Below are 21,205 nucleotides of genomic sequence, written 5' to 3'. Positions count from 1 at the left end.
CCGCCTACCAGATCAGCGTCGAACACCTCGCCGACTGGATCGCCACCCGCGGCTACGCCACCAGCTGACCCACACCACACGACCGAAGGGCCGGACCCCACGAGGGTCCGGCCCTTCGTCGTCTTTCCACCATCTGCGGCACGTATTGACAATTGTCGACTTCGGCGTGAGGCTGGGAGCAGTGAGAGCGCTCTCTCGCACCCGGCCCAACCGGCCACCACCCAGTCTGGCCAGGCACAACTCCGATGCCTTCGGCGGCGGCGCCGGAGCTGTCCCTGACCCGTCCCCCGACAGGAGTCACGATGGACAGGGCCGCACCCCTCTCCGGCATCCCCCGCCGACTGCGCCTCGCCACGGCGATCGGCGCCCTGCTGGTACTACTCGGCACGTACCTGGTGTCCACCACCAACCGGGCCGACGCCGCCCCCGGCCAAGCCGGCGCTGACTTCGGCGCCAACGCCATCCGGGTCGCCGAGTTCCCCGCCGACTGCACCTACAGCCACCGGCTGCCGGACGACCCGATCGTCTTCCCCGGGCTGCCCGGGGCGTCGCACATGCACAGCTTCTTCGGCAGCACTGTGACGAACGCCAGGACCACCCTCCCCGACCTGGTCAACTCGCCCACCACCTGCAACCCGCAGGTGGACGTCTCGTCGTACTGGGTGCCGACGCTGTACCGGGACAACGTCGCGGTGGAGCCGGCGATCGCCACGTTCTACTACCTGGGCGAAGGCGTACGCGCCGACGTCGTCGCGAACACCCAGCCGTTCCCGCAGGGGTTGCGGCTCGTCGCCGGCAACGCGAAGGCCACCGGGCCGAACGACAGCATCGCCCGCTGGTCCTGCCTGCACGCCGGGCACGTGCCGCCGTCGAAGGACTTCGTCAACTGTCCATCGGGCACGATGCTGGAGTCGTACCTGGACTTCCCGCAGTGCTGGAACGGCCGTGACCTCGACTCGCCGGACCACAAGAGCCACCTGGCGTACCCGGTGAACCAGGCCTGCCCGAGCACCCACCCGGTGCACGTGCCGAAGTTGCGCCAGGTGCTGCGGTACCCGGTCACCGGCGATCCGTCGCGGTTCCGGCTGGCCTCCGGGCCGGGCTACACCATGCACGGCGACTTCTTCAACGCCTGGCCGGTCGCGGAGTTGGCCCGCCGGGTCCAGGACTGCATCCGTCCCGTCATCAAGTGCGGTCACGACGGCCGACCGATCTGAGCGACAGCTCCACACCACGGCGGCGGGTCCGGTCACCCGGGCCCGCCGCCCTGGTTGGGAAGGGAGATCGGATGCGCCAGCCCGCAGCCTCCACGGTGCTCATCGCCGTGCTGCTCGTCGCCGGCTGCGGCCCCGGGCCACGCGACGCGGTCCGCACCGCCACACCACCAGTGGCCGCGCCACCGGCCACGAGCACGCCGACCTCCACGGGTACGGCGTTCAACCCGACCGACGTCGCCTGGCTGCAACTGACCGTGGCGATGACCGAACGCCTGTTGCCCGTCCTCGATCTGGTGCCGGGGCGGACCACCGACCCGGCCTGGCGGCAGACGGCCACCCAGGTGGCCACCACCCGACGCGCCGATCTGGAACGCGCCCGCCGGCTACTGGCCGACGCCGCCGCCCCGACCACGAATCCGCACGAGGGCCACGACATGCCAGGCATGGCCACCGCGCAGGAGATGGCCGCGCTGCGGGCGGCCAACGGGCAGCCGTTTCACCGCCTGCTCGCCGGGCACCTGCGGGCGCATCTCGCACAGTCGGTCCGGATCGCCACCGCGGAGCAGCAGAGCGGGGCCCAGCCGGCGACCGTCGCGCTGGCGGCGGCCGTGGTTCGGTCCGGCACCGCCGACCTCGAACGGCTCGATCACCTCGACCCCGCGTAGTCGCGCGCTCAGTGGGCGATCGGGCGGAGCCGAGGCTGGCTGGCCCCACCCACAACCGACGACTTGGAGGAACAGCCGGCGCGGCTCAGGCGGCGTAGCGGGCGGCGAGGTCGACGACGCGCCGGGCGGCGGCCACCATCGCCCGGTCGGCGAAGCGACCGTCGGGCAGCACCACGGTCCCCGAATCCCGCTGGTGCGCGTCCGCCACGGCGGCCAGCAGCTCCGCGGCGCGGGCCACCTCCCGATCGGCCGGGCGAAACGCGTCGACGATCACCGGGAGCTGGCGTGGGTGGATCGCCGCACGGCCGAGGAACCCGAGCCGTCGGCCCGCCGCGCAGGAGGCGGCCAGACCGGCGAGGTCGACGACGTCGGCGTACACCGACATGGCCGGCGGGGCCAGACCGGCCGCGCGGGCCGCGACCACCACCCGGCCGCGCGCCCAGAGCAGCCCGTCGTCGTCGCTCACCCCCAGATCCGAGCGCAGGTCGGCCTCACCGAGCCCGATCGAGGCCACCGCCGGGTGAGCGGCGGCTATCGGGTACGCGGCCTCCAGCCCGGCCGCCGACTCGATCAGCGGGTGCAGGGGCACGTCGACCCGCTCGGCGAGGGCCGCCAGCGTCGCGGCCGACTCGACCTTCGGCAGCCGCAGCCCGGCCAACCCGGGCCGGCCGGCCACCGCCGCCAGGTCGGCATCGAGGTCCGGGCCGGTCAGCTCGTTGACCCGGACCTGCACGGGCACCGGGTGCCCCTCGGTGAGGAACTCGGCGACGGCGTCCCGGGCGTACGCCTTGCGTCCGGCGACGACGGCGTCCTCCAGGTCGAGGATGACCGCGTCGGCACCGGAGGCGACCGCCTTGGCGAACCGGTCCGGGCGGTCGCCGGGTACGTAGAGCCAGCTCAACAGCATCAGAGCACCCCCCGCTCGCGCAGCGCGGCCAACTCCTCGGCGCTCAGGCCGAGCGCGCCGAAGACCGTGTCGGTGTCCTGGCCGTGCCGCCGGCCGGCGTGCCGGATCTCGCCGGGCGTCTCGGTCAGGCGGAACGGCACGTTCTGCATCCGCACCTCGCCCAGCTCCTCGTCCGGCACGGTGCGCACGGTGCCCAGCGCGGCGTACTGCGGGTCGACGAGGATGTCGCGCACGTCGTAGACGGGGGCGACCGCGGCCTGGGCCTCCTCGAACGCGGCCACCACCTCGTCGCGGTCCCGTTGCGACACCCAGGCACTCACCGCCGCGTCCAACTCGTCGGCGTGGGCGGCCCGCCCGCTGCCGGTGGCGAACCACGGCTCGTCGATCAGCTCGCCGCGGCCGACCAGTCGCAGCACCCGCTCGGCGATGCTCTGCGCGCTGGTGGAGACCGCCACCCAGCGCCCGTCGGCGCAGCGGTAGGTGTTGCGCGGGGCGTTGTTGTTGGACCGGTTGCCCAGCCGGGGCTGGATGTAGCCGAGCTGGTCGTACCAGGTGACCTGCGGCCCGAGCATCGCCATGATCGGCTCGATGATGGCGAGGTCGACCACCTGCCCGGCGCCGGTGACGTCGCGGGCCCGCAGGGCGAGCATCACCGCGTACGCGGCGGCGAGCGCGCTCACCGAGTCGGCCAGCCCGAACGGGGGCAGCGTGGGCGGCCCGTCCGGTTCCCCGGTGGCCGCGGCGAAACCGCTCATCGCCTCGGCGAGGGTGCCGAAGCCGGGCCGGCGGGCGTACGGGCCGACCTGCCCGAACCCACTGATCCGGGTGATTACCAAACGGGGGTTGACGGCGTGCAGCTCGGCCGGCCCGAGCCCCCACCGCTCCAGCGTTCCGGGGCGGAAGTTCTCCACCAGCACGTCGGCGTCGGCGAGCAGCCGACGCAGCAACGCGGCGCCGTCCGGGTCGGAGAGGTTGAGGGTGACGGTGCGCTTGTTGCGGCCGAGCACCTTCCACCAGAGCCCGACACCGTCGCGGGCCGGGCCGTGCCCCCGCGACGGGTCCGGCTTGGCCGGATGCTCCACCTTGATCACGTCGGCGCCGAAGTCACCGAGGAACGCCGCCGCGAGCGGCCCGGCGAAGAGGGTGGCCAGGTCGACGACCTTGACACCGTCCAGTGGCGCGGTCATCGGGTCACCTCCGGCAGGTCGGCCGCACAACGGAAGCCGACCTGTTCGGAGCGGGCGAGGCCGGCACCGGTGAGCAGCAGCTTCACCGACACGTCCGCCGGTTGCGGGCCGCCGTCGAGGTACCAGTCGGAGCCCTGCGCCCGGTACTGGGCGCCGCCCTTGAGGATGACGAAGCGGGTACGACCGTCGGAGTGCTCGCTCTCGGTCAGGTTCCACACCAGCGGTTCCCGCCGTACGAGCAGCCCCGCCTCGGCGGCGACCTGCCACTCGTCCTCGGTGGGCAGTCGCAGCCCGGCCCACGCCGCGTACGCCCGCGCGTCGGCCAGCTCGACCCCGGTCACCGGGGCGCCGGCCGGACCGGAGCCGGCGGTGAACCGCTCCGGGCGCACCGGAACGTAGCCGGCGGCGCGCAGGAACTCGGCGTACTCGCCGTGGGTGACCTCGTGCATGGCGATGGCGAACCGGCCGAGCCGCACACTGCGCCGCAGCGTGCCGGGGTGGTGCAGCCGGGGCGGCAAGGGCTTCCACTCGTCGACGTAGGGCGCTTCGCCGTACAGCCCGGTCTCCCGTACCCGGTGCCGGACGACCAGGTCATGCCGGCCGCCCTCGACGGCGACCAGGCCCGGCGGCACCTGCGGTCGGGGCGCCCATGGCGTACGGACTCGCACCGCGGCGCGGGCCGGGAAGGACGGGTCGCCGGTCGGCGGCTCGTGCCGGTGCGCTGAGGCGGGTCCGCGCGCCACGGCCGCGATCGCGCCGGCCGGGAGCGGGCCGCCCACCGCCAGTCGACCGTCGGCGGTCTCGGTGACGGTCAACGCGGCACCGGTGACCAGGTCGACGAAGTGTCGGCCAGCGCTCGGATCGGTGACCAGCCACGGGCCGTCGTGGTCCGCGCCCCGGTTCACCACCGTCCACAGCGGCTCGTCGTCGTGCGTCCAGCGGGACGCGTACACCTGGCCGTCGCCGGGGTGGTCGGCGAGCGGCACCCAGTCCTCGGCGCGCAACCACGCCGCGTGGCTGCTCTGCACCCGGCGCATCGCCCGCAGCACCGCGCGGTCGCGCTCGTTCCAGCCGACCCAGACGCCGAAGACGCTTTCCCAGACCAGCACGCCGACGCCGTTGAGCCAGGCGGAGTGCAGCTCGTCGAGGTGGTCGCGGTGCCAGCGCCGGGTGTGGTGCAGCACGTGCCGTCGCTCGAACCACTTCGCCCGCAGCACGCCGGGCACCTCGGAGTCGGCGAACCACTGCGCCCAGGACATGGCGTGGTCGGCGATGCGGGCCAGCGGCACCCGGCTCTCGCCCTCCAGGACCATGCCGGGGCGCACCGCGTCCAGCGCGGTGCGCAGCTCACCGGCGCCCTCCTTGAGGGTGTCCAGGAAGACCCCGTCGACGCCGAGCTTGCCTGCCAGCGTGGCGACCTCCTCGGCGTCACTGCCCACCTCGCGCCGGGTGCCGGTGTCCCACGGGTTGTAGTCGACGAAGACCCGCACCCCACGCTGCTGGAACGCGCGCACCACATCGGGTAGCTCCGGAACGTCCCGGTACCAGTCGAACTGGTTGCGGTCGTCGAGGCCGATGACCGGGTACGCGTGCCAGAGCACCACCCCGTCGAAGCCGCCGAAGTCCCGCCCGGCCGCGTCGAGGAACTCGTCGACGGTGAAGACGCCGCGTTCGTGGTCGTAGAGCGTCTCGTCCCAGAGCCAGGCCAGGCAGACGCTGAAGCAGTCACCGGCGATCTCGTCGTAGTGCTCGCCGACATAGCCGATCCGGTCCCGGGCGTCGACCCGCCACCGGGCGATCTGCTCCCGCCAGGCCGGCCAGTCGGCCGGGTCGGCGGGGGCGGCGAAGATCTTCGCCTCGTCCAGGGTGCTCAGGTCGGCGTGCCCGCCCAACGGCACCTCGGTCGGCCGGTCGATCGGGCGCGGGACGTACGGGTTGAAGCTCACGGTGCACCTCGGTAGGTCGCGTCGTAGAGGGCGTCGATGGCCGGCCGTTCGGGCAGGGCGGTGGACGCTCCGGGCCGCTGGGCACAGGCCGCGCCGGCGGCGCAGGCCCAGCGCAGGCTGGCGGTGACGGTGTCCTCGCTGCTGGCGCCGCCGCGTTCGGCCCAGCTGACGGCGAGCGCGCCGGTGAACGCGTCACCGGCGGCGGTGGTGTCCACAGCGTCGATCTGCGGCGCCGGGACCGCGAGACGCAGGCCGTGTCGATCGGCGTACGCGGCCCCGCGCGCGCCGAGGGTGAGCACCACCCGGGGCACCAGCTTCAGCAGGGCGTCGAGCAGCACCGGCGGTTCGTCGGAGGCGACCTCGGCAACGACCGCCGCCTCGTGCTCGTTGACCACCAGCACGTCAACCAGGTCGAGCAGGGCGGCGGGCAGCGCGGCGGCGGGCGCGGCGTTCAGCACCACTGTGGTGCCGTCGGCCCGGGCCCAGCTCGCCGCCTGGAGCACGGCGCTCAGCGGCACCTCCAGTTGCAGCAGCAGCACGTCGGCCGCCGCGATCGTCGCCCGGTCGTCCGCGTCCAGCTCGGTCAGCGTTCCGTTGGCGCCGGGCGCGACCAGGATGAAGTTCTCCGCGTCCCGGTCGACGGCGATCAACGCGACACCGGAGGGGCCGGCTGCGGTCCGCAGACCACTGACGTCCACGCCGGCGTCGACGAGACTCGCCCGCATCCGGGTACCGAACTCGTCGTCGCCCACCGCTCCCACGAAGTCGCAGGCCGCACCGGCCCGGGCGGCGGCGACGGCCTGGTTGGCGCCCTTGCCGCCGGGTACGGTCCGGAAGTTCTCGCCGAGCACCGTCTCACCGGGGCGGGGCAGCCGCGACGCCGTGACCACCAGGTCCAGGTTGCTGCTGCCCACCACCGCCACCCGCGCGCTCATGCCACGCTCCCTTCCGTCGCCGGCTGTGCCAGGGCGAGGGTCCGCTCGGCCAGCTCGTCGAAGCCGATCCCGTCGAAGCCGGCGATGCTGCTGGCCAGCCGGTTGCGCAGCGGGGCGACCCAGCGCTGCGGCAGCCCGGACGCGCCGGTGAGCGCTCCGGCCACCGCGCCGACCGTCGCGCCGGTCGAGTCGGTGTCCCAGCCACCACTGACCACGGCGGTGATCGACCGTTCCAGGTCCCCCCGCCCGTACGCCAGGGCGGCGGCCACCAGCGCCGCGTTGTTGCGGACGTGCACCCAGTGCAGGTGGCCGTGTCGTGTGTACAGCTCGTCGACGACGCGTTCCCAGTCGTCGGTGCCCGCGCCGAGGGCGCGTGCCTCCCGGACCGTGGCGGCGAACCGGCTGTTCGGCGGCAGCACCGCCTCGGCGGCGTCCAGCACCTCGTCCATGGTGTCGGCCACCGGCGCGGCTGCCGACAGGGCCGCAGCCCAGAGCGCGCCGTGCACCCCTCCCCGGACGTGGCTGACCGTCGCGTCGCGTACCGCCAGATCGGCGGCGCGGTCCGGCCGGCCGGGGTTGACCCAGCCGTACACGTCGGTGCGGATCTGCGCGCCGATCCACTCCCGGAACGGGTTGTGCCGGCGGGCGCTCTGCGGCGGTGGGTACCCGAGCAGCAGGTTGCGATAGGCCACCCGCTCGGCGGTGAAGACCCGCCCGCCGGGCAGCCAGTCCAGCCACGCCTGCGCCACGTCGGCGCTGGTGAAGCCCCGACCGTGCGTCTCCAGCACGCGCAGGGCCAGCAACGCGTAGTTCAGGTCGTCGTCCTCGGGCATCCCGTCGATGTTCTCGGCGAGGCTGGTCGGCGCGCTGCGCCGGTTCCACGGCCAGCGGGCGGCAACGTCGGCCGGGAGCCCCTTCGCGGTGAACCAGTCGCGCAGTGGCCACCGGTCGGTAGCGGTGAGGATCTCCCGGATGCCCTCGCGGGGGATCTTCTCCACCGGCTTGCCGAGCAGGCATCCGACCGCCCGGCCGAGCCACCCGCCGTGCAGCCGGTCGTACGCCGCCTCGGTCGGCAGCGACCAGGTGGTCGGCCACCCGGCCCGCAGCGAGGTCAGGTCGTCGGCCTCGTCAGTGGTGTCGACGGCGGGCACCGCGTCGGCGGCGTCCAGAAGCTCCGTGGCGAGGGCCCGCAGCTCCGGCGACGCCGGGTTCACCGACGCCCCGCTGACCGGTGGCGTCAGGTCCCCGCCAGCCGCCGTCCACCGCTGAGCGATCGCGGCGACGTCACGTCCCTCGTCCCGGCTGGCAGCCAGCTCGTGCGGCAGCAGGTCCTCCGGCTGAACCCAGGTGATCCTCACCGGGTCTCGCCCCCAACCCCCCGGGTGGCACCAGCGGCCAGCCCGGCGAACCGCTCCGCCCGGCGGGCAAAGCGAGCCTGGTCGCGCTCGAAGACCTCGCCGGCCACCGTCGCGAGGACCCGGGCCGGTTCCACCAGGTCGGTCTTGGAGGCGGTGGCGACCACGTCGGACCATTCCGCCGGCACCGCGTCGGCGCCACCGAGCGCCCCGGCGATGGCGGCGGCCATGGTGGCGGTGGAGTCGGCGTCCCGGCCGTAGTTGACCGAGCCGAGCACCGCGGCCCGGAAGTCGCCGCCCGCCACCACGAGCATGCCGAGAGCCACCGGCAGCTCCTCGATGGCGTGCAGGCGACTGGGCCGCCGCGCGCCGAGGCCGGGGCTGCGGTACTCCTCCCCCACCGTGTCGTAGGGGGCGACCGCGGCCCGCAGCGCCGGGATGGCCTGCTTCCAGTCGCTGTGGCCGCGGGCCTCCTTGACCACCGCGTCGATGGCCGCGCGGGTGCCGTCGCGGGCCAGGTCCAGCGCCGCCGCGACGACGTCCTCGACGCTCGCGCCGGGGGTCGCGGCCGCCGCGACCGAGGCCGCGAACACGGCGGCTGCCTCCCGCCCGTAGCTGTGCTGGTGCGCGCCGGCGATCTCCACCGCCTCGGCGTACGCCCCGGCCGGGTCGCCCGCGTTGACGATGCCGACCGGTGCCATGTACATGGCCGCGCCACAGTTGACGATGTTGCCGACCCCGGCCTCGCGGGGGTCCGCGTGGGCGTGGTGCAGTCGGGTGACCAGCCACCGTTCGGCGGCGGCGAGCCGGTGGAAGGTCACCCCGTCGCGCTCCAGGTCGGGGATGTACACCACCCGCTCGATCAGGTCGGGAACCAGCAGGTCCACCACGTCGAAGGCATCGAGGTGGTCCCGTTTGGCCGCGTACGCGCGGACCAGGGCGTGGGTCATCAACGTGTCGTCGGTGAGGTGCCCGTCGCCCTTGTGGTAGGGCGCGAGGGGTCGCGCGGTGGCCCAGTCGGCGTGGTACGGGGGCACGATGCCCTCTACCCAGCCGCCGAAGCGGGAACGGATCTGCTCGGGCAGCGCCGTCTCGGTGGCGCCACCCAGGGCGTCTCCGACAGCGGCGCCGACCAGGCAACCAACCGATGTGTCGAGCAAGAGTGACATGTCGTTACCTCAGAACCTGCTTGCCACCGTCGACCAGCTGCGTGCCGAGCTGATCGAGGGTGATCTTGTTGGCGAAGTACTGCTGGAGGGCCGGGGTGGCGTACTTGGTCTTCCACTCCGGGTAGCCGTCGGCCTGCTGGAACGGGGCGACGGTCAGGTCCGCGGCGCTGTCCGAGGCGACGTCCCAGCCCTGCTTGCCCTCGGTGATCTTGACCAGTTGCTCGTTGGCCTGCTTGCCGGTCGGCACCAGCCAGTCGCCCTTGGCGAGGGCGGCCATGTTCGTCGGGTTCAGGAAGTACTCCAGGAACTGCGCGGCCTGCTTCTTGTGCTTGCTGTCCTCGGAGATCGACAGCGTCTGCGGGTTGGCGGCCTGCTTGGTGGAGAGTCCCTTGATCGGGGGCAGGGTGACCCACTCGAAGCCGGCCGGCGCCTGCTCGACCATCTGCTGGCGCAGCGACACCGAGCCGGGCAGCATCGCGTACTTCCCGCCGAAGAAGCCGGGCAGGGTGTCCGCGCCGCTCATGCCGAGCGCCTCCGGGGAGGCGGACTTGGCGGTGTAGAGCATGTCGTGGATCCGCTTCGGGATCTCCTTCTCCGCGTCGCCGACCTTGACCTCGGTGCGCCCACCGTCGCCGTAGAAGAACTTGCCGTCGTAGTTGAGCGCCAGGTTGAGCACCCGGTTGGTAGGCGACTTCAACGCCCACGCCGCGCCGTACTGGCCGGGCTTGGTGAGCTTCTGCGCGTTGCTCTGGAACTCGTCCCAGGTCCAGCCGCCGTCGGCCGGCGGCACCGCGACACCTGCGGCGTCGAGCAGCTTCTTGTTGGCGATGACGACCTGCGACTCCAGCAGGAACGGCACGCCGGTGACCTTGCCGTCGACGGTGGCGGTGTCCCAGATGCCCTTGTCGATCTGCCCCTTCAGGTCGTCGGAGACCAGGTCGGAGAGGTCGGCCAGGTAGCCCTGCTTGCTGAACTCCCCGATCGAGGACGCCTCGTAGTGCACGATGTCCGGCGCGTCGCCGCCCTCGAAGGAGGTGAGCAACTGGTCGTGCACCGAGTTCCAGTCACCCTGGACGTACTCGACCTGGATGTCCGGGTGCTCGGCGTTCCACTTGGCGACCAGGTCCTTGTTGACCTGGAGCGACTCCTTCTGCCAGGCGAGGCTGAGGAAACGCAGCTTGGCCGGGCCGGACGCGGCCTCGTCGTCGCCGCCGGAGCCGCACGCGGTGAGCGCGCCGAGGCCGACGACCGCGACCGCGGCGCCCGCCGCGAGTCGGCGGAATCGGGTACGAAGCATGGGGGTACCTCCTTGGTGGTGGTTGGGGGGACGGTTCAGCCCTTGACCGCGCCCGCGAGCGACCCGGACGAGAGCCGGCGCTGCATGAACGCGAAGAAGATCAGGCTGGGCAGCGTGGCCAGCAGTGAACCGGCGGCCAGGGGACCCAGCCGGGCGGTGCCCTCGATGCCGACGAACCGGGCCAGCGCCACCGGCAGGGTGGCCAGCTCCGGGGTCTTGATCAGCACCAGTGCGAAGAAGAACTCGTTCCAGGCCGAGATGAAGGAGAACAACGCGGTCGCGACCAGGCCCGGAGCGAGCAGCGGGAAGACCACCCGCCGCAGGACCTGCACCCGGGTGGCGCCGTCGACCGACGCTGCCTCTTCCAGCTCCCTCGGGATGTTGCGGACGAAGCCCTGCAACATCCACAGCGCGAACGGCAGCGCCCAGACCACGTAGATCAGCACCAGCCCGGCGTGCGTGTTGGCCAGACCGACCTGCCGCAGCACCAGGAAGATCGGGATGATCAGCAGTACGAACGGGAAGAGCTGGGACAGCAGCACCCAGCCCAGCGCGGCGGTGCCGAGCTTGGAGCGGAACCGGGCCAACGCGTACGACGCCGGCATGGCGACCAGCACGGTCAGGACCGCCGAGGCGAGGGAGACCTGGAGGCTGTTGAGCGCTGCCCGGCCCAGCTCCTGTTCGGTGAACGCCTGCACGAAGTTCTGCAGTGTCGGGTTGTCCGGGATCAACGTCGGGTGCAGGCGTACCAGTTCGCGCGGCGGTTTGAACGCCGTGGAGAGCAGCCAGACCAGCGGGAACCCGAGGAAGATCAGGTAGCCGGCGAGCGCCAGGTACTGCAGCGTCCGGCTCGTGCGGCTCGGTTTTCCGAACATGTCAGTTCGCCTCCCTGAGCCGGCGACGGAGATAGACCGCGAGCAGCGCGATGATGATCACGACCATGACGTTGCCGAGTGCCGCCGCGTAGCCGTAGTTGCCGTAGCGGAACGCCTCCTCGTACGCGAAGAGCATCGGCAGCATCGTCTTGCCGCCCGGTCCACCGGCGGTGAGCACGTAGACCAGGCCGAACGAGTTGAAGTTCCAGATGAAGTCCAGCGAGGTGATCGCCACGATCACCGGCGCCAGCGCGGGCAGCGTGACGTGCCGGAACCGGTGCCAGGTGCTGGCCCCGTCCACCGCCGCCGCCTCGTGCAGCTCGCGACCCACACCCTGCAGGCCGGCGAGCAGGACGACGGTGGTCTGCGGCATGCCCGCCCAGACCCCGACGATGATCACCGCAGGCAGTGCGGTGCTGAAGTCGCCCAGCCAGTTCGTCCGCAGTCCGTCGGCCCCGACGCGGTGGAAGAACTCGTTGATCAGGCCGGCGTCGGGGTGGTAGACGAGCTTCCACAGGATGCCGACGACGACGGGCGGCATCGCCCAGGGCACGACGGCCAGCACCCGCGCCACACCTCGGAACCGCAGTTGCTGGTTGAGCAACAGCGCCAGCCCGAGGGCGAGCAGGAACTGCAACACAGTCACCCCGACCGCCCACAGAAGACCGATCTTGAACGAGTTCCAGAACAGCTCGTCGCCGAGGAGGTCCCGGTAGTTGGCCAGGCCGGTGAAGCTGACCTCGACGTTGCGACCGGCGCGGGCGTCGGTGAAGCCGAGGTAGATGCCCCGCAGCAGGGGAAACACCGACAGCACCAGGATCGGCAGCAGCGACGGCAGCAGGAGAAGGTAGATGGTGGTGCGGTCGGAGCGGAACCGGTTGCGCCGCCGGGCCGGCTCGGCCCGTTCGACGTCCGGCCGCTCGGTCAGGGTGGTCATGCGGTCACCCCTTCGCTGGACGGGTGGGTGGTGGGTGGGCCGGCGGGTCGAGGGACCGGCAGGGTCGCGGCGCTGGACGCGCGAACGACGAGACTTGGCGGCACCTGCTCGCGTCGCGGTGGCACTGTGGCGTCGGCAATGCGGTGCAGGAGCAGTTCGGCGGCTCGACGACCACGCTCGGCCGAGCCGAGCGAGACGCTGGAGAGCTGGGGAAACATCATCCGGGCCAGTTCGGTGTCGTCCATGCCGACCAGGGCGACGTCCTGCGGCACCCGACGGCCGGCGACCAGCAGGGCGTGCAGCGCGCCGACCGCGATGAGGTCGTTGGCGCAGACCAGGGCGTCCGGGTCGGCGCGGGCGAGCAGTCGCTCGGTGGCGGCGCGGCCGGCCGCGTACTGGAAGTCGCCGACCTCGATCAGGTCGGCGTCGAGCGGGATGCCGTGTCGGGTCAGGGCGGCCCGGAATCCGGCGTCGCGGGCGGCGCCCGGAACGGTGTCGAGCGGACCGTTGACGAAACCGATCCGCCGTCGGCCGGTGGCGACGAGATGGTCCACGGCCAGCGCCACACCGTGTCGCGAGTCGGTACGCACGTTGTCGATCGGAGCGTCCTCGCCGAGCTGGCCGACGACCACCACCGGCACCGGACTGTCCACCAGCGCGGTGAGGTGGTCGTCGGTGACCCGGATCGGCGAGACGATCATGCCGTCCACGTAGCGGTTGGCCAGTCGTCGCAGCAGAGCGGTCTCGTTGTCGATCCGCCCGCCGGTGGCGTGCACCAGCAGTTGCCGCCCGGAGGACGCGACCACAGCCTCGATGGCCCGCATCATCTCCACGTAGACCGGGTTGCCGATGTCCTCCACCGCGAGCGCGATCAGACCGGTGCGCTGGGACTGCAACGACCGCGCGATCGCGTTGGGCACGTAGCCCACCTCGGCCGCCGCCTCACGAACCTTGCGGATCGTCTCGGGGCTGCCGCCGACGCCGTTGAGCACCCGCGAGGCGGACGCGATGGAGACGCCGGCGCGGGCGGCGACGGTGTGCACCGTGGGCCGGCCGTCCGCCGGTTCCTGTAAACGTTTACGACCCACGTTCGGCACCTCCACCCGATAGCTGTAAACGTTTCCGGGGAGTCTGCTCCGCAAATGGCGGAGAGGTCAAGGGCCCGTTACGAAAACGTTTCCAACCCCCGCGACCCGCACCCCACCGCGCACCCCCGCACCGCACCGCACCTCCCACCCCGCCGCGTTGATCATGAAGTTATTGCCCTGCGCAGCGGCGTGTCGTGGCGATAACTTCATGATCAACAGTTCCGGGGGGTGGGGTGGGGGTGGGGGTGGGGGTGGGGGTGGGGTGGGTTCAGGTGGGGAGGCGGAGCTCTCGGCCGGGCCAGCGGGAGCGGAGTCTGCGGTCGTGGCTGGCCACGACGATGGCACCCGGGCCGGTGCCCAGCGCGTCCTCCAACTCGTCACAGAGCGTCGGCGAGAGGTGGTTGGTGGGCTCGTCGAGCAGGACATGACGACGGAGGCCGCTGCGACGGAGGCGCGATCACGCGCCCGTCGGCGGCCGGTGCGGGTGCTCACCCGGAAATGTCGTCGTCACCTGCCGCGTCTGCTCCGATCTCCCAGAACTCGGGCGCAAGAATAACCGTGCCGGCTTCGGCTCAGCTCCCGCCCGTGCTCGACGAGCTGTTGTCCGACGGGCAGATCCTGACACGATCAGGCCGTCGGGGCACCTGCCCGCAGGGAGTCGATGGTGAGGTCGAGGGCCGCTTCCAGGTGGTCGGTCTTTCCGGTGGAGAGCAGCAGGAGTACGCCGCCCTGGATGCCGGCGAGCAGCGCCGCGGCGGCGCGGTCGGCGTCCACGTCCGCGGAGATGTCCCCGGTCGACTGCATGTGCCGGACGCCGTCGGCGATCGCGTTCTGCCAGCGCCACATGAGCCCGGTCACGATCGCCTGCGCGCCCGGCGCCCGCCGCCCGGTCTGGCCGAGCAGACCGTTGAGCGGGCACTTCACCCCCTGTGCCCGGTAGCGCTCGATCAGTCGGTCGCGCCACGCCAGCCAGGCCGGCCAGGACGTCAGGTTGCTGAGCATCGGCTCCTGGTCGAGCAGGACCTGGTCCGCCTCGTGCTGGGCCACCGCCAGCAGCAGTTCTTCCTTCCCGTCCGGGAAGTAGTGGAAAAGTTGGCCCTTGCTGGTGCCGGTGTGGGCCATCACATCCTCGAGGCGTACCTCGTCGACGCCGCGCTCACGGATCTCGGCGGCGGCGCCGGCGACGATCCGCGCCCGGGTGGCCTCACCCTTGCGGGTCAGCGCCCTTGTCATGAGACCTCCCTCACCGCTTGCCCCTCGTGCCTGCCCGGCTGACCCTAGCTCGGCTTTTGGACTTGCAGGTCCAATTTTGTCGAGCAAAGGTCTGGAAAACGGTCCGCTCGGGGCCGCCACGTGATCGAGAGGACACAACGATGAACCACTACTACCTGCTCGGGCGGTCCGGTCTGCGGGTGAGCCGGCTGGCGCTGGGCACCATGAACTTCGGCGTCGACGGATTCCACGCCGCGTACGGCAAGACCGAGGAGGAGGCCGAGCCGATCTTCCGCCGGTATCTGGAATCGGGCGGCAACTTCATCGACACGGCGGACTTCTACACCGCCGGCGAGAGCGAAAAGATCCTCGGCCGGCTGATCGAGCGGGCCGGCGTGCGCGAACGGCTCGTGCTCACCAGCAAGTTCACCAACACCGTCGACCCGAGCGACCCGAACGCGAGTGGCAACGGCCGTAAGCACATCATGCGGGCCGTCGAGGCGTCGCTAAGGCGACTGGGCACCGACTACATCGACCTGTACCTGCTGCACACCTGGGACCGGATCACGCCGGTCGAGGAGGTCGTGCACACTCTCGACGACCTGGTGCGTGCCGGCAAGATCCGGTACGCCGGCCTCTCCGACGTACCGGCCTGGTATGCCACCCGGGCGCAGAGCTACGCCGAGGCGCACGGTTTGGCCCCGATGATCAATCTGCAACTGCCGTACTCCCTTGTCAGCCGCGACATCGAGGCGGAGTACGTGGCGATGGCCCAGACCATGGGCATGGGGCTCACCGCATGGAGCCCGATCGCCAGCGGCCTGCTCAGCGGCAAGTACCGCCGCAGCGGCGACGGCCTCAGCGGGACCGGCCGGTTGACCAATCCCGACACTGGCGGCCGCGAGGTCAGCGCCAGCGAGTGGCAGGTCATCGACGCCCTGGAGAGCGTCGCCACCGAGTTGGGCCGCAGCATGGCCCAGGTCGCGATCAACTGGGTCGCCACCCAACCCGCAGTGGCCTCGGTGATCATCGGCGCGAGCAGCGCCGAGCAGATCGGCAGCAACTTCGAGGCACTCGACTTCGAGATCCCGGCCGACGCGCGTCGCCGTCTCGACGAGGCCAGCGCTCCGCAACTCGGGGTGCCCTACGTGATGTTCACCCCGCAGTACCAGTCCTGGGTGGTGAGCCCCGGCCTCGGCATCGGCGACAAGCCGGCCGGCTACGCCCCGCCGGTGTTCAACGCCAAGTAGAACCTCGCACGACCCCTGCCCCTACCCCTACCCCTACCCCGCGGGGGATTTAGCGGTGGGTTGGTGTGGGGTCTGGTTCTGGTGCTGGTGCACCCTCGTAGAGCGCCACGTACAGCCGGCGCAGCTCGCCGCCCTCGACGCCGAGGGCGGCGAGGTTGAGGGTGTTGTGTTCGACGCCCAACGTCTCCGGCAGGGTGCACACCCGCAGCGGTATCGCATTCGCGTCGGCGATCCGGCGCGGCACGTCGACCGCCGCCCTGAGGTCCACCACGCCGTCGAGGGGGCTGATCGCGACCGCCGCGCTCCGCAGACCGGTCCGCCGCGGCGGCTTCGGCAGTGTGCGCGCGATCGTCAGGTACTGGGTGACGGCGGCGAGGGAGTATCCCCGCGACGTGACGCGATCCCGCAGAACGCGACGCCCGTACAGCGTGATGAGCGGTTTCACCGCGTAGGCCGGCGCCTGTCGCGGATTCGGAGCAAAGAACGGCGACAGCAACAGCAGATGCCGTACGACGTTTCCCGGCACCTGGGCCAGCCAGGCGGCCAGCACGGCGCCCCCGGAGATGCCCACGACGCCGACCTCGTCTCCCAGGGCCGCCGCGACGGCCCACCCCTGCGCGGCGTACGTCGTCAGCTCACCGGCCTCGACCCGGTGGTGGGCCCGCCGGTCGACGGTCCCGTGCCGGGGCGCCCGGGGAACCCAGACGTTGTACCCACTGTCGAAGAACTCCTCGGCCAGCCGTTCGTACTGCTCGGGCGCGAGGGTGTAGCCGTGCAAGAGCAGCACGGCCCGGCCGGTACGGGAACCGTGGCTCAGCAGGCGACTGCGCGACTCGGGTCGCACCTCCGGGCCGGCCGTCTCGGCGGCGATGATGGCCGCAGCGGCACGGGTGGCCGTGTCGAAGTCGAGCGGTCGGGCCGGCGCGACCCGTAACCCTTTGCGGCCCACCGGCCAGAGGTAGAGCCCGGCGACCGCCGCCACGACGAGCGCCAACCCGCCGACGAGGAGCGCGATGATCTCCGGCATGGTCAGATGCTGACAGGGGCCGCGCTCGACGCCGGCTGAGGGGGTGCGCCCGGGTGACCGGGCGCACCCGGTCAGCTATTCCTTGCTGTTCGGCGGCGCGAAGACGACCCGGGTGCGCAACTGCCGAAAGCCGGTCCGCTCCAACTCCGCCAGTACCGCCACCCGGTGCGAGTCCACGTCGGCGATGACCTCGCGGGCACCGCCGGCGGCCAGCACCCGGACCGCCTCGGCCAACAGTTCGGGCCGGGCGGCCTCGTCGAGCAGGCCGAGGTAGGCGAGCAGGGGGTAGCAGGCGTCTCCGGCCGTACCGGCCAGGCCCACCGGCTCACCGGCGTCCACCGCAACGCGCCATTGCCCGGTGTTGTCGCCCAACCAGGCCAGCGGGTCGGTGGCGAGGTCGACGCCGCCGACCACACGCGCGATCTCGACGCCGGTCAGCACGTCCGGCTCGGCGATCCTGGCGACCAGGGAGTTGACCTCCGCCACGTCGACGGGCGCACGGAAGTCGTACCGACCGGAGGACGCGGGCAGGGGGGTGCCCGTCCAGGAGCAGCGGAGTCGCTCCCCCCGCTCGACCAGCCCGGCGAGGCGAGCGGCCGCCATGGGCGCCCGCACCACGGCCAGCACCTCGGGCCGACGCCGCCAGTGCGCCGGCAGCGCGGCGTAGTACAGACCGGGACCGCCCAGCGCCTGGTGGGCGGCGCGTAGAAGCTCGGCGCCCACCTCCGGCTCGGCATCCAGGTCGAACCGTTCCAGCCACGGGGCACCGACCGCACCCGGGGGAAGGAGCCAGGCGGCACGGCCCACCAACCGCCCGGCGCGCAGCGCGACCCAGGTGTTCTCGGGACGGTAGCCGCCACCGGCGATCCCGTCGGCGTACGCGACCTGGCGCAGTTGGGGCAGCGGATCAGGCATGGAGTCGAACAGGTTTTCCTCGCCCGCGACGAGCGGACGGATGACCAGATCAGTCATGGGTTGGACCTCCGGGAAGCGCGCGCCCCGGATCAGATCCGCGCGGACGCCGGAGCGCGGAGGGGGCGCAGAACATCGGACATTGTTCTGACCTCCTTCCATCTCGACGGCGTGCCCGACGACCATATGCGCAGGGGTCGCCGGCCGCAATGGATCGTCACAACGTCGGGTTGGTCTGCGCCCCACGCTTGTGGGCTCGCTGGTCGTACACGGTGATGCCGGCCAGGATGATCGCCGCGACGGCCGCGACGGCGATCGGCGGGAGCAGCACCATCGGCGGGGCCGCCACGAGCAGCGCCACCGCGCCGAAGTACAGCGCCCGACACCGCGGCGCGGTTCGGGTTTCGCTCTCCAGGGTGCTCCGCCCGATCAGGAACAGCACCGGGCCGCCGAAGATGATGGCCACCAGAGCCCAGTCGATCGGCGGGTGCGGATCCTCGATGACCTGTCCGAAGCCGACGGCGGTGCAGATGATGCCACCGACGATCAACAGCAGGCTGTAGCTCGCCCACCGGGACAGTTGGATCCCCTCCCCGCTCGGCGTCGAGGCGGAACCGGATCTGACGTGGTAGAAGTAGATCCGCCAAAACGAGACGACCGCCACGAACGAGGCGACGAGGGCGATGGATCCCTCGGTGGTGAAGCCCGGGAAGCTGACCGCGGCACCGGCTTCGAGCACCACCTCGGCGAGAGCGATCATGAAGAACTGGTTGTACCGCTCGGCGAGATGCTCCTGCGAGACGGTGACCCGCAGGCTGGTGAGCTGTCGCCGGCCCATCCGGGGCAGGGGGTAGGTGGTGGCGGCGCCGATCAGCTCGATGGCGAGCGCGAGGGTCCAGAAGACGCCCCGGCCGAGACCACCGCTGATGCCGCCACTGATCCAGAGCACACTGGACGCCAGGTGCCAGGTCAGCACCCGCAGCGAGAACGCCTGACCCGCGTGACCCCGCAGAGCGAACACCAGGAAGAGCGGTCGGCCGACCTGGATGATCACGTAGGTGCAGGCGAATATCACGCCACGTTGGCCGAATGCCTGTGGCAATGTGACAGCCAGCACCAGCGTGCCGAACATCGTCGCCAACAGGACGGCCTGGAGATCGGGGCGCCGGGGGTCGTAGGTGCTCGCCAGGAGGGCGTTGAGCGACCAGATCATCCACATCGCCGCGAAGAAGAGAACGGTCTGGCCGGCCTCGGACAGCAGTGTGTGCCGGACGATGGTGAGGTCGTCGGCGACCCGCCCGGCGAGGCGGGCCAGCGCGAAGACGTAGACGATGTCGAAGAGCAGTTCCAGGACGGTCGCCGAGCGAGGGCTCTTGCTGTCCCCGAGCCCACGGAAGAACTCGGTGCGCGTCAGCACGGACGGCGGGACAGCTCAGCCGGCCAGGGTCGTCGAGACGGGCGCACCACTGTGGTGACCCCGTTCCGCTGCCATCGTCCCCGAGCCTCCCTCGCCGACCGGCCCCACCTGATGCCTATCTGCGTATTTTATCCACCTTCATCGGGTCTCCGTCGCTGATGGCGGATACCGGGTCGGCGGTACGCCGGATCATCTGTGCCGTCACCCTGCGGTACGAGCCCGGGTCGACGGGGAGCAGCCACTGCCGGGCCCGGGTCAGCGGGCCGACGTTGAGCCCCAGCTCGTCGAGCACCTCGTCGACGTTGTGCATCGAGAACGGGATGATGTTCGTGCCCCGAGCGTGCCGTCCGTTGGTGCGCTTCGTCATCCAGAACAGTCGGGCGCGCACCTCGTCGCGCATCTGGACCTCGGTCGGCAGTGTGATCCCTCCCCGCAGGTACGCGGCCGTCCAGACCGCCGCCATCTCCGCGCTGAGCGGGCTGAAGAACGACGAGTTGTAGCCGGCGAACGTCAGCCGCGGCACGCCGATCGGCAGGATCTGCCGGTAGAGCATGAAGTTGCCGGCGTCGTCCTGGAGCCGGGCGTGCAACGCGTCGTCGAAGAACGGCACGTGCTGGCGGAAGCCCGTACCGCAGATCACCAGGTCGGCGGGGAGCACCGTGCCGTCGGCCAGGCGCGCGGCGGGCCGGCCACCGTCGACCAGCAACTCGGTGATCACCTGTTCCCGGTGTACGGCGATGCGGCCGTCGGTGACCCGCTCGAAGAAGCCTTCGGTGGCGAGGCTGACCGTGCTGCGGGCGATGTCCTCGAAGCTGCCGTTGGGCACGAGACCCAGCTCGCGCAGGTTGAACTGCCGGGTCGCGACCGAGCCGACGCTGTCGACCATACGTTGGCGCAGACCGTTCCCCGGGCCGTGCAGGAACCGCTCGAAGCCCTTCAGGTGCAGGTAACGGAAGAGCGCCTCACCCATCCGGGTGAGCAGCAGGTACTTGTAGTTGAGCGCTCCACCGAGCTTGCGGGGCATCTTCCAGAGCAGTTCGCGCGCCACCACGTGGGTCTGGGCGGCGACCTCGCTCACCGGGACCGCCACGTCGCAGGACGACTTGCCGTACCCGACCACGAGGACGTTCCTGCCCCGGGCGGCCTCGATGTCGTGGAACTCCCCCGTCGCCAGGACGCGCCCTCCGGCAGCCGCGAAGCTCGCGTGCCCGTCGAAGGACGGGACGACCGGGTCGGAGAAGATGCCGTTGGCGACGACCAGGTGGTCGTACCGTTCCACGGTCAACGGGGCCGGGGCGCCCGCCGGCCGCGAGGTCACCAGCCACCCGGTCTCGTCGTTGACCAACTCGGCCGAGGCGACCTCCGTGGACAGGCGCAGCGCGCTGGCCAGCCCGAACTTCTCCACGTAGCTCTCCAGGTACCGCTGGACCTGCTCACCCGACGGCCACTGCGGGCAGTCGGCGGGCATCGGCAGGTCGGAGAGGTGGTAGGTGCCCTTGTCGTTCTGGGTGCGCAGACCGGGATATCGCCGGGTACGACTCCACACCCCGCCGACGTCGGGCGCGCGCTCGAACACTGTGACGTCGAATCCGCTCTGCCGCAGCACCTTGGCTGCGCTCACACCGGCGAATCCGGCACCGACGACGGCAATCCTCATGATCTCCTCCGAAGGACGTACGAACCGTGCCGGCGCTGACCGCCCGCGGTGCTCGCACGCTAGCGAGCAGGCCACGAAGGTCGCTATCCGCTCGACGCGGGCGCTGTCCGCGGTACGCAGCCAGACCCTTTCCTGTCGGGTCGACGGCTTTC

The 21,205-nt window shown here is 71.6% G+C and carries 18 protein-coding genes; 3 read left to right on the top strand and 15 right to left on the bottom strand.

Features of this window, described 5'->3' with window-relative positions:
• Window positions 1-302: 302 nt before the first annotated feature.
• Together ACLQ3F_RS10220 and ACLQ3F_RS10215 are read left to right on the top strand one after the other, a co-directional pair.
• Window positions 303-1,217: a DUF1996 domain-containing protein gene (locus ACLQ3F_RS10220; protein ID WP_425848194.1), complete on the top strand. Its 915-nt coding sequence runs from the start codon at window positions 303-305 to the stop codon at window positions 1,215-1,217.
• A gap of 71 nt (window positions 1,218-1,288) precedes the next feature.
• A complete protein-coding gene (locus ACLQ3F_RS10215) occupies window positions 1,289-1,882 on the top strand; it encodes a DUF305 domain-containing protein (RefSeq protein ID WP_425848192.1) in 594 nt (197 codons plus the stop codon).
• Between the two features lie 85 nt (window positions 1,883-1,967).
• Here ACLQ3F_RS10215 and ACLQ3F_RS10210 read toward each other — a convergent pair whose 3' ends face one another.
• From ACLQ3F_RS10210 to ACLQ3F_RS10160, 11 genes are all read right to left on the bottom strand, one after another.
• Window positions 1,968-2,789 carry an HpcH/HpaI aldolase/citrate lyase family protein gene (locus ACLQ3F_RS10210; RefSeq protein WP_425848191.1) on the bottom strand — a complete coding sequence of 274 codons (822 nt, stop codon included), beginning with the start codon at window positions 2,787-2,789 and terminating at the stop codon, window positions 1,968-1,970.
• Entirely contained in the window at window positions 2,789-3,976 is a 1,188-nt protein-coding gene (locus ACLQ3F_RS10205; protein ID WP_425848190.1) for a CaiB/BaiF CoA transferase family protein, read from the bottom strand. Before ACLQ3F_RS10205 ends, ACLQ3F_RS10210 begins: the two co-directional genes overlap by 1 nt.
• Window positions 3,973-5,922: an SUMF1/EgtB/PvdO family nonheme iron enzyme gene (locus ACLQ3F_RS10200; RefSeq protein ID WP_425848188.1), complete on the bottom strand. Its 1,950-nt coding sequence runs from the start codon at window positions 5,920-5,922 to the stop codon at window positions 3,973-3,975. Before ACLQ3F_RS10200 ends, ACLQ3F_RS10205 begins: the two co-directional genes overlap by 4 nt.
• Entirely contained in the window at window positions 5,919-6,857 is a 939-nt protein-coding gene (locus ACLQ3F_RS10195; protein ID WP_425848186.1) for a ribokinase, read from the bottom strand. Before ACLQ3F_RS10195 ends, ACLQ3F_RS10200 begins: the two co-directional genes overlap by 4 nt.
• Window positions 6,854-8,215: an ADP-ribosylglycohydrolase family protein gene (locus ACLQ3F_RS10190; protein ID WP_425848183.1), complete on the bottom strand. Its 1,362-nt coding sequence runs from the start codon at window positions 8,213-8,215 to the stop codon at window positions 6,854-6,856. The genes ACLQ3F_RS10195 and ACLQ3F_RS10190 overlap by 4 nt, the downstream gene beginning before the upstream one ends.
• Complete coding sequence (locus ACLQ3F_RS10185) at window positions 8,212-9,381, bottom strand: ADP-ribosylglycohydrolase family protein (protein WP_357206896.1); 1,170 nt, start codon at window positions 9,379-9,381, stop codon at window positions 8,212-8,214. The genes ACLQ3F_RS10190 and ACLQ3F_RS10185 overlap by 4 nt, the downstream gene beginning before the upstream one ends.
• Window positions 9,382-9,385: 4 nt before the next feature.
• Window positions 9,386-10,678, bottom strand: a complete 1,293-nt coding sequence (locus ACLQ3F_RS10180; protein ID WP_425848180.1) for an ABC transporter substrate-binding protein — start codon at window positions 10,676-10,678, stop codon at window positions 9,386-9,388.
• Between the two features lie 35 nt (window positions 10,679-10,713).
• Window positions 10,714-11,553 carry a carbohydrate ABC transporter permease gene (locus ACLQ3F_RS10175; RefSeq protein ID WP_238667634.1) on the bottom strand — a complete coding sequence of 280 codons (840 nt, stop codon included), beginning with the start codon at window positions 11,551-11,553 and terminating at the stop codon, window positions 10,714-10,716.
• Between the two features lies 1 nt (window position 11,554).
• Entirely contained in the window at window positions 11,555-12,490 is a 936-nt protein-coding gene (locus ACLQ3F_RS10170; protein ID WP_355010245.1) for a carbohydrate ABC transporter permease, read from the bottom strand.
• On the bottom strand, window positions 12,487-13,578 hold the full coding sequence (locus ACLQ3F_RS10165; protein WP_425848177.1) for a LacI family DNA-binding transcriptional regulator: 1,092 nt from the start codon (window positions 13,576-13,578) through the stop codon (window positions 12,487-12,489). Before ACLQ3F_RS10165 ends, ACLQ3F_RS10170 begins: the two co-directional genes overlap by 4 nt.
• Before the next feature lie 627 nt (window positions 13,579-14,205).
• A complete protein-coding gene (locus tag ACLQ3F_RS10160; protein ID WP_425848175.1) occupies window positions 14,206-14,811 on the bottom strand; it encodes a TetR/AcrR family transcriptional regulator in 606 nt (201 codons plus the stop codon).
• Between the two features lie 140 nt (window positions 14,812-14,951).
• On the opposite strand from ACLQ3F_RS10160, the gene ACLQ3F_RS10155 reads away from it, so the two are divergent.
• Window positions 14,952-16,040 carry an aldo/keto reductase gene (locus ACLQ3F_RS10155; RefSeq protein WP_425848174.1) on the top strand — a complete coding sequence of 363 codons (1,089 nt, stop codon included), beginning with the start codon at window positions 14,952-14,954 and terminating at the stop codon, window positions 16,038-16,040.
• Window positions 16,041-16,089: 49 nt separating this feature from the next.
• Here the strand turns inward: ACLQ3F_RS10155 and ACLQ3F_RS10150 are convergent, their stop codons facing one another.
• From ACLQ3F_RS10150 to ACLQ3F_RS10135, 4 genes are all read right to left on the bottom strand, one after another.
• On the bottom strand, window positions 16,090-17,067 hold the full coding sequence (locus ACLQ3F_RS10150) for an alpha/beta hydrolase (protein ID WP_425848171.1): 978 nt from the start codon (window positions 17,065-17,067) through the stop codon (window positions 16,090-16,092).
• A 75-nt stretch (window positions 17,068-17,142) separates the two neighbouring features.
• Window positions 17,143-18,039 carry an acetyltransferase gene (locus tag ACLQ3F_RS10145; RefSeq protein ID WP_425848168.1) on the bottom strand — a complete coding sequence of 299 codons (897 nt, stop codon included), beginning with the start codon at window positions 18,037-18,039 and terminating at the stop codon, window positions 17,143-17,145.
• 157 nt (window positions 18,040-18,196) lie between these two features.
• On the bottom strand, window positions 18,197-19,396 hold the full coding sequence (locus ACLQ3F_RS10140) for a low temperature requirement protein A (protein ID WP_425848166.1): 1,200 nt from the start codon (window positions 19,394-19,396) through the stop codon (window positions 18,197-18,199).
• A 115-nt stretch (window positions 19,397-19,511) separates the two neighbouring features.
• Window positions 19,512-21,053: a flavin-containing monooxygenase gene (locus ACLQ3F_RS10135; RefSeq protein WP_425848163.1), complete on the bottom strand. Its 1,542-nt coding sequence runs from the start codon at window positions 21,051-21,053 to the stop codon at window positions 19,512-19,514.
• Window positions 21,054-21,205: the final 152 nt, after the last annotated feature.

The sequence above is a fragment of the Micromonospora sp. DT15 genome (genome assembly GCF_049841475.1).
Classification (GTDB): Bacteria; Actinomycetota; Actinomycetes; order Mycobacteriales; family Micromonosporaceae; genus Micromonospora.
Note: the sequence above shows the minus strand (reverse complement) of the source record. Positions and strands in the feature narration are given on the sequence as shown.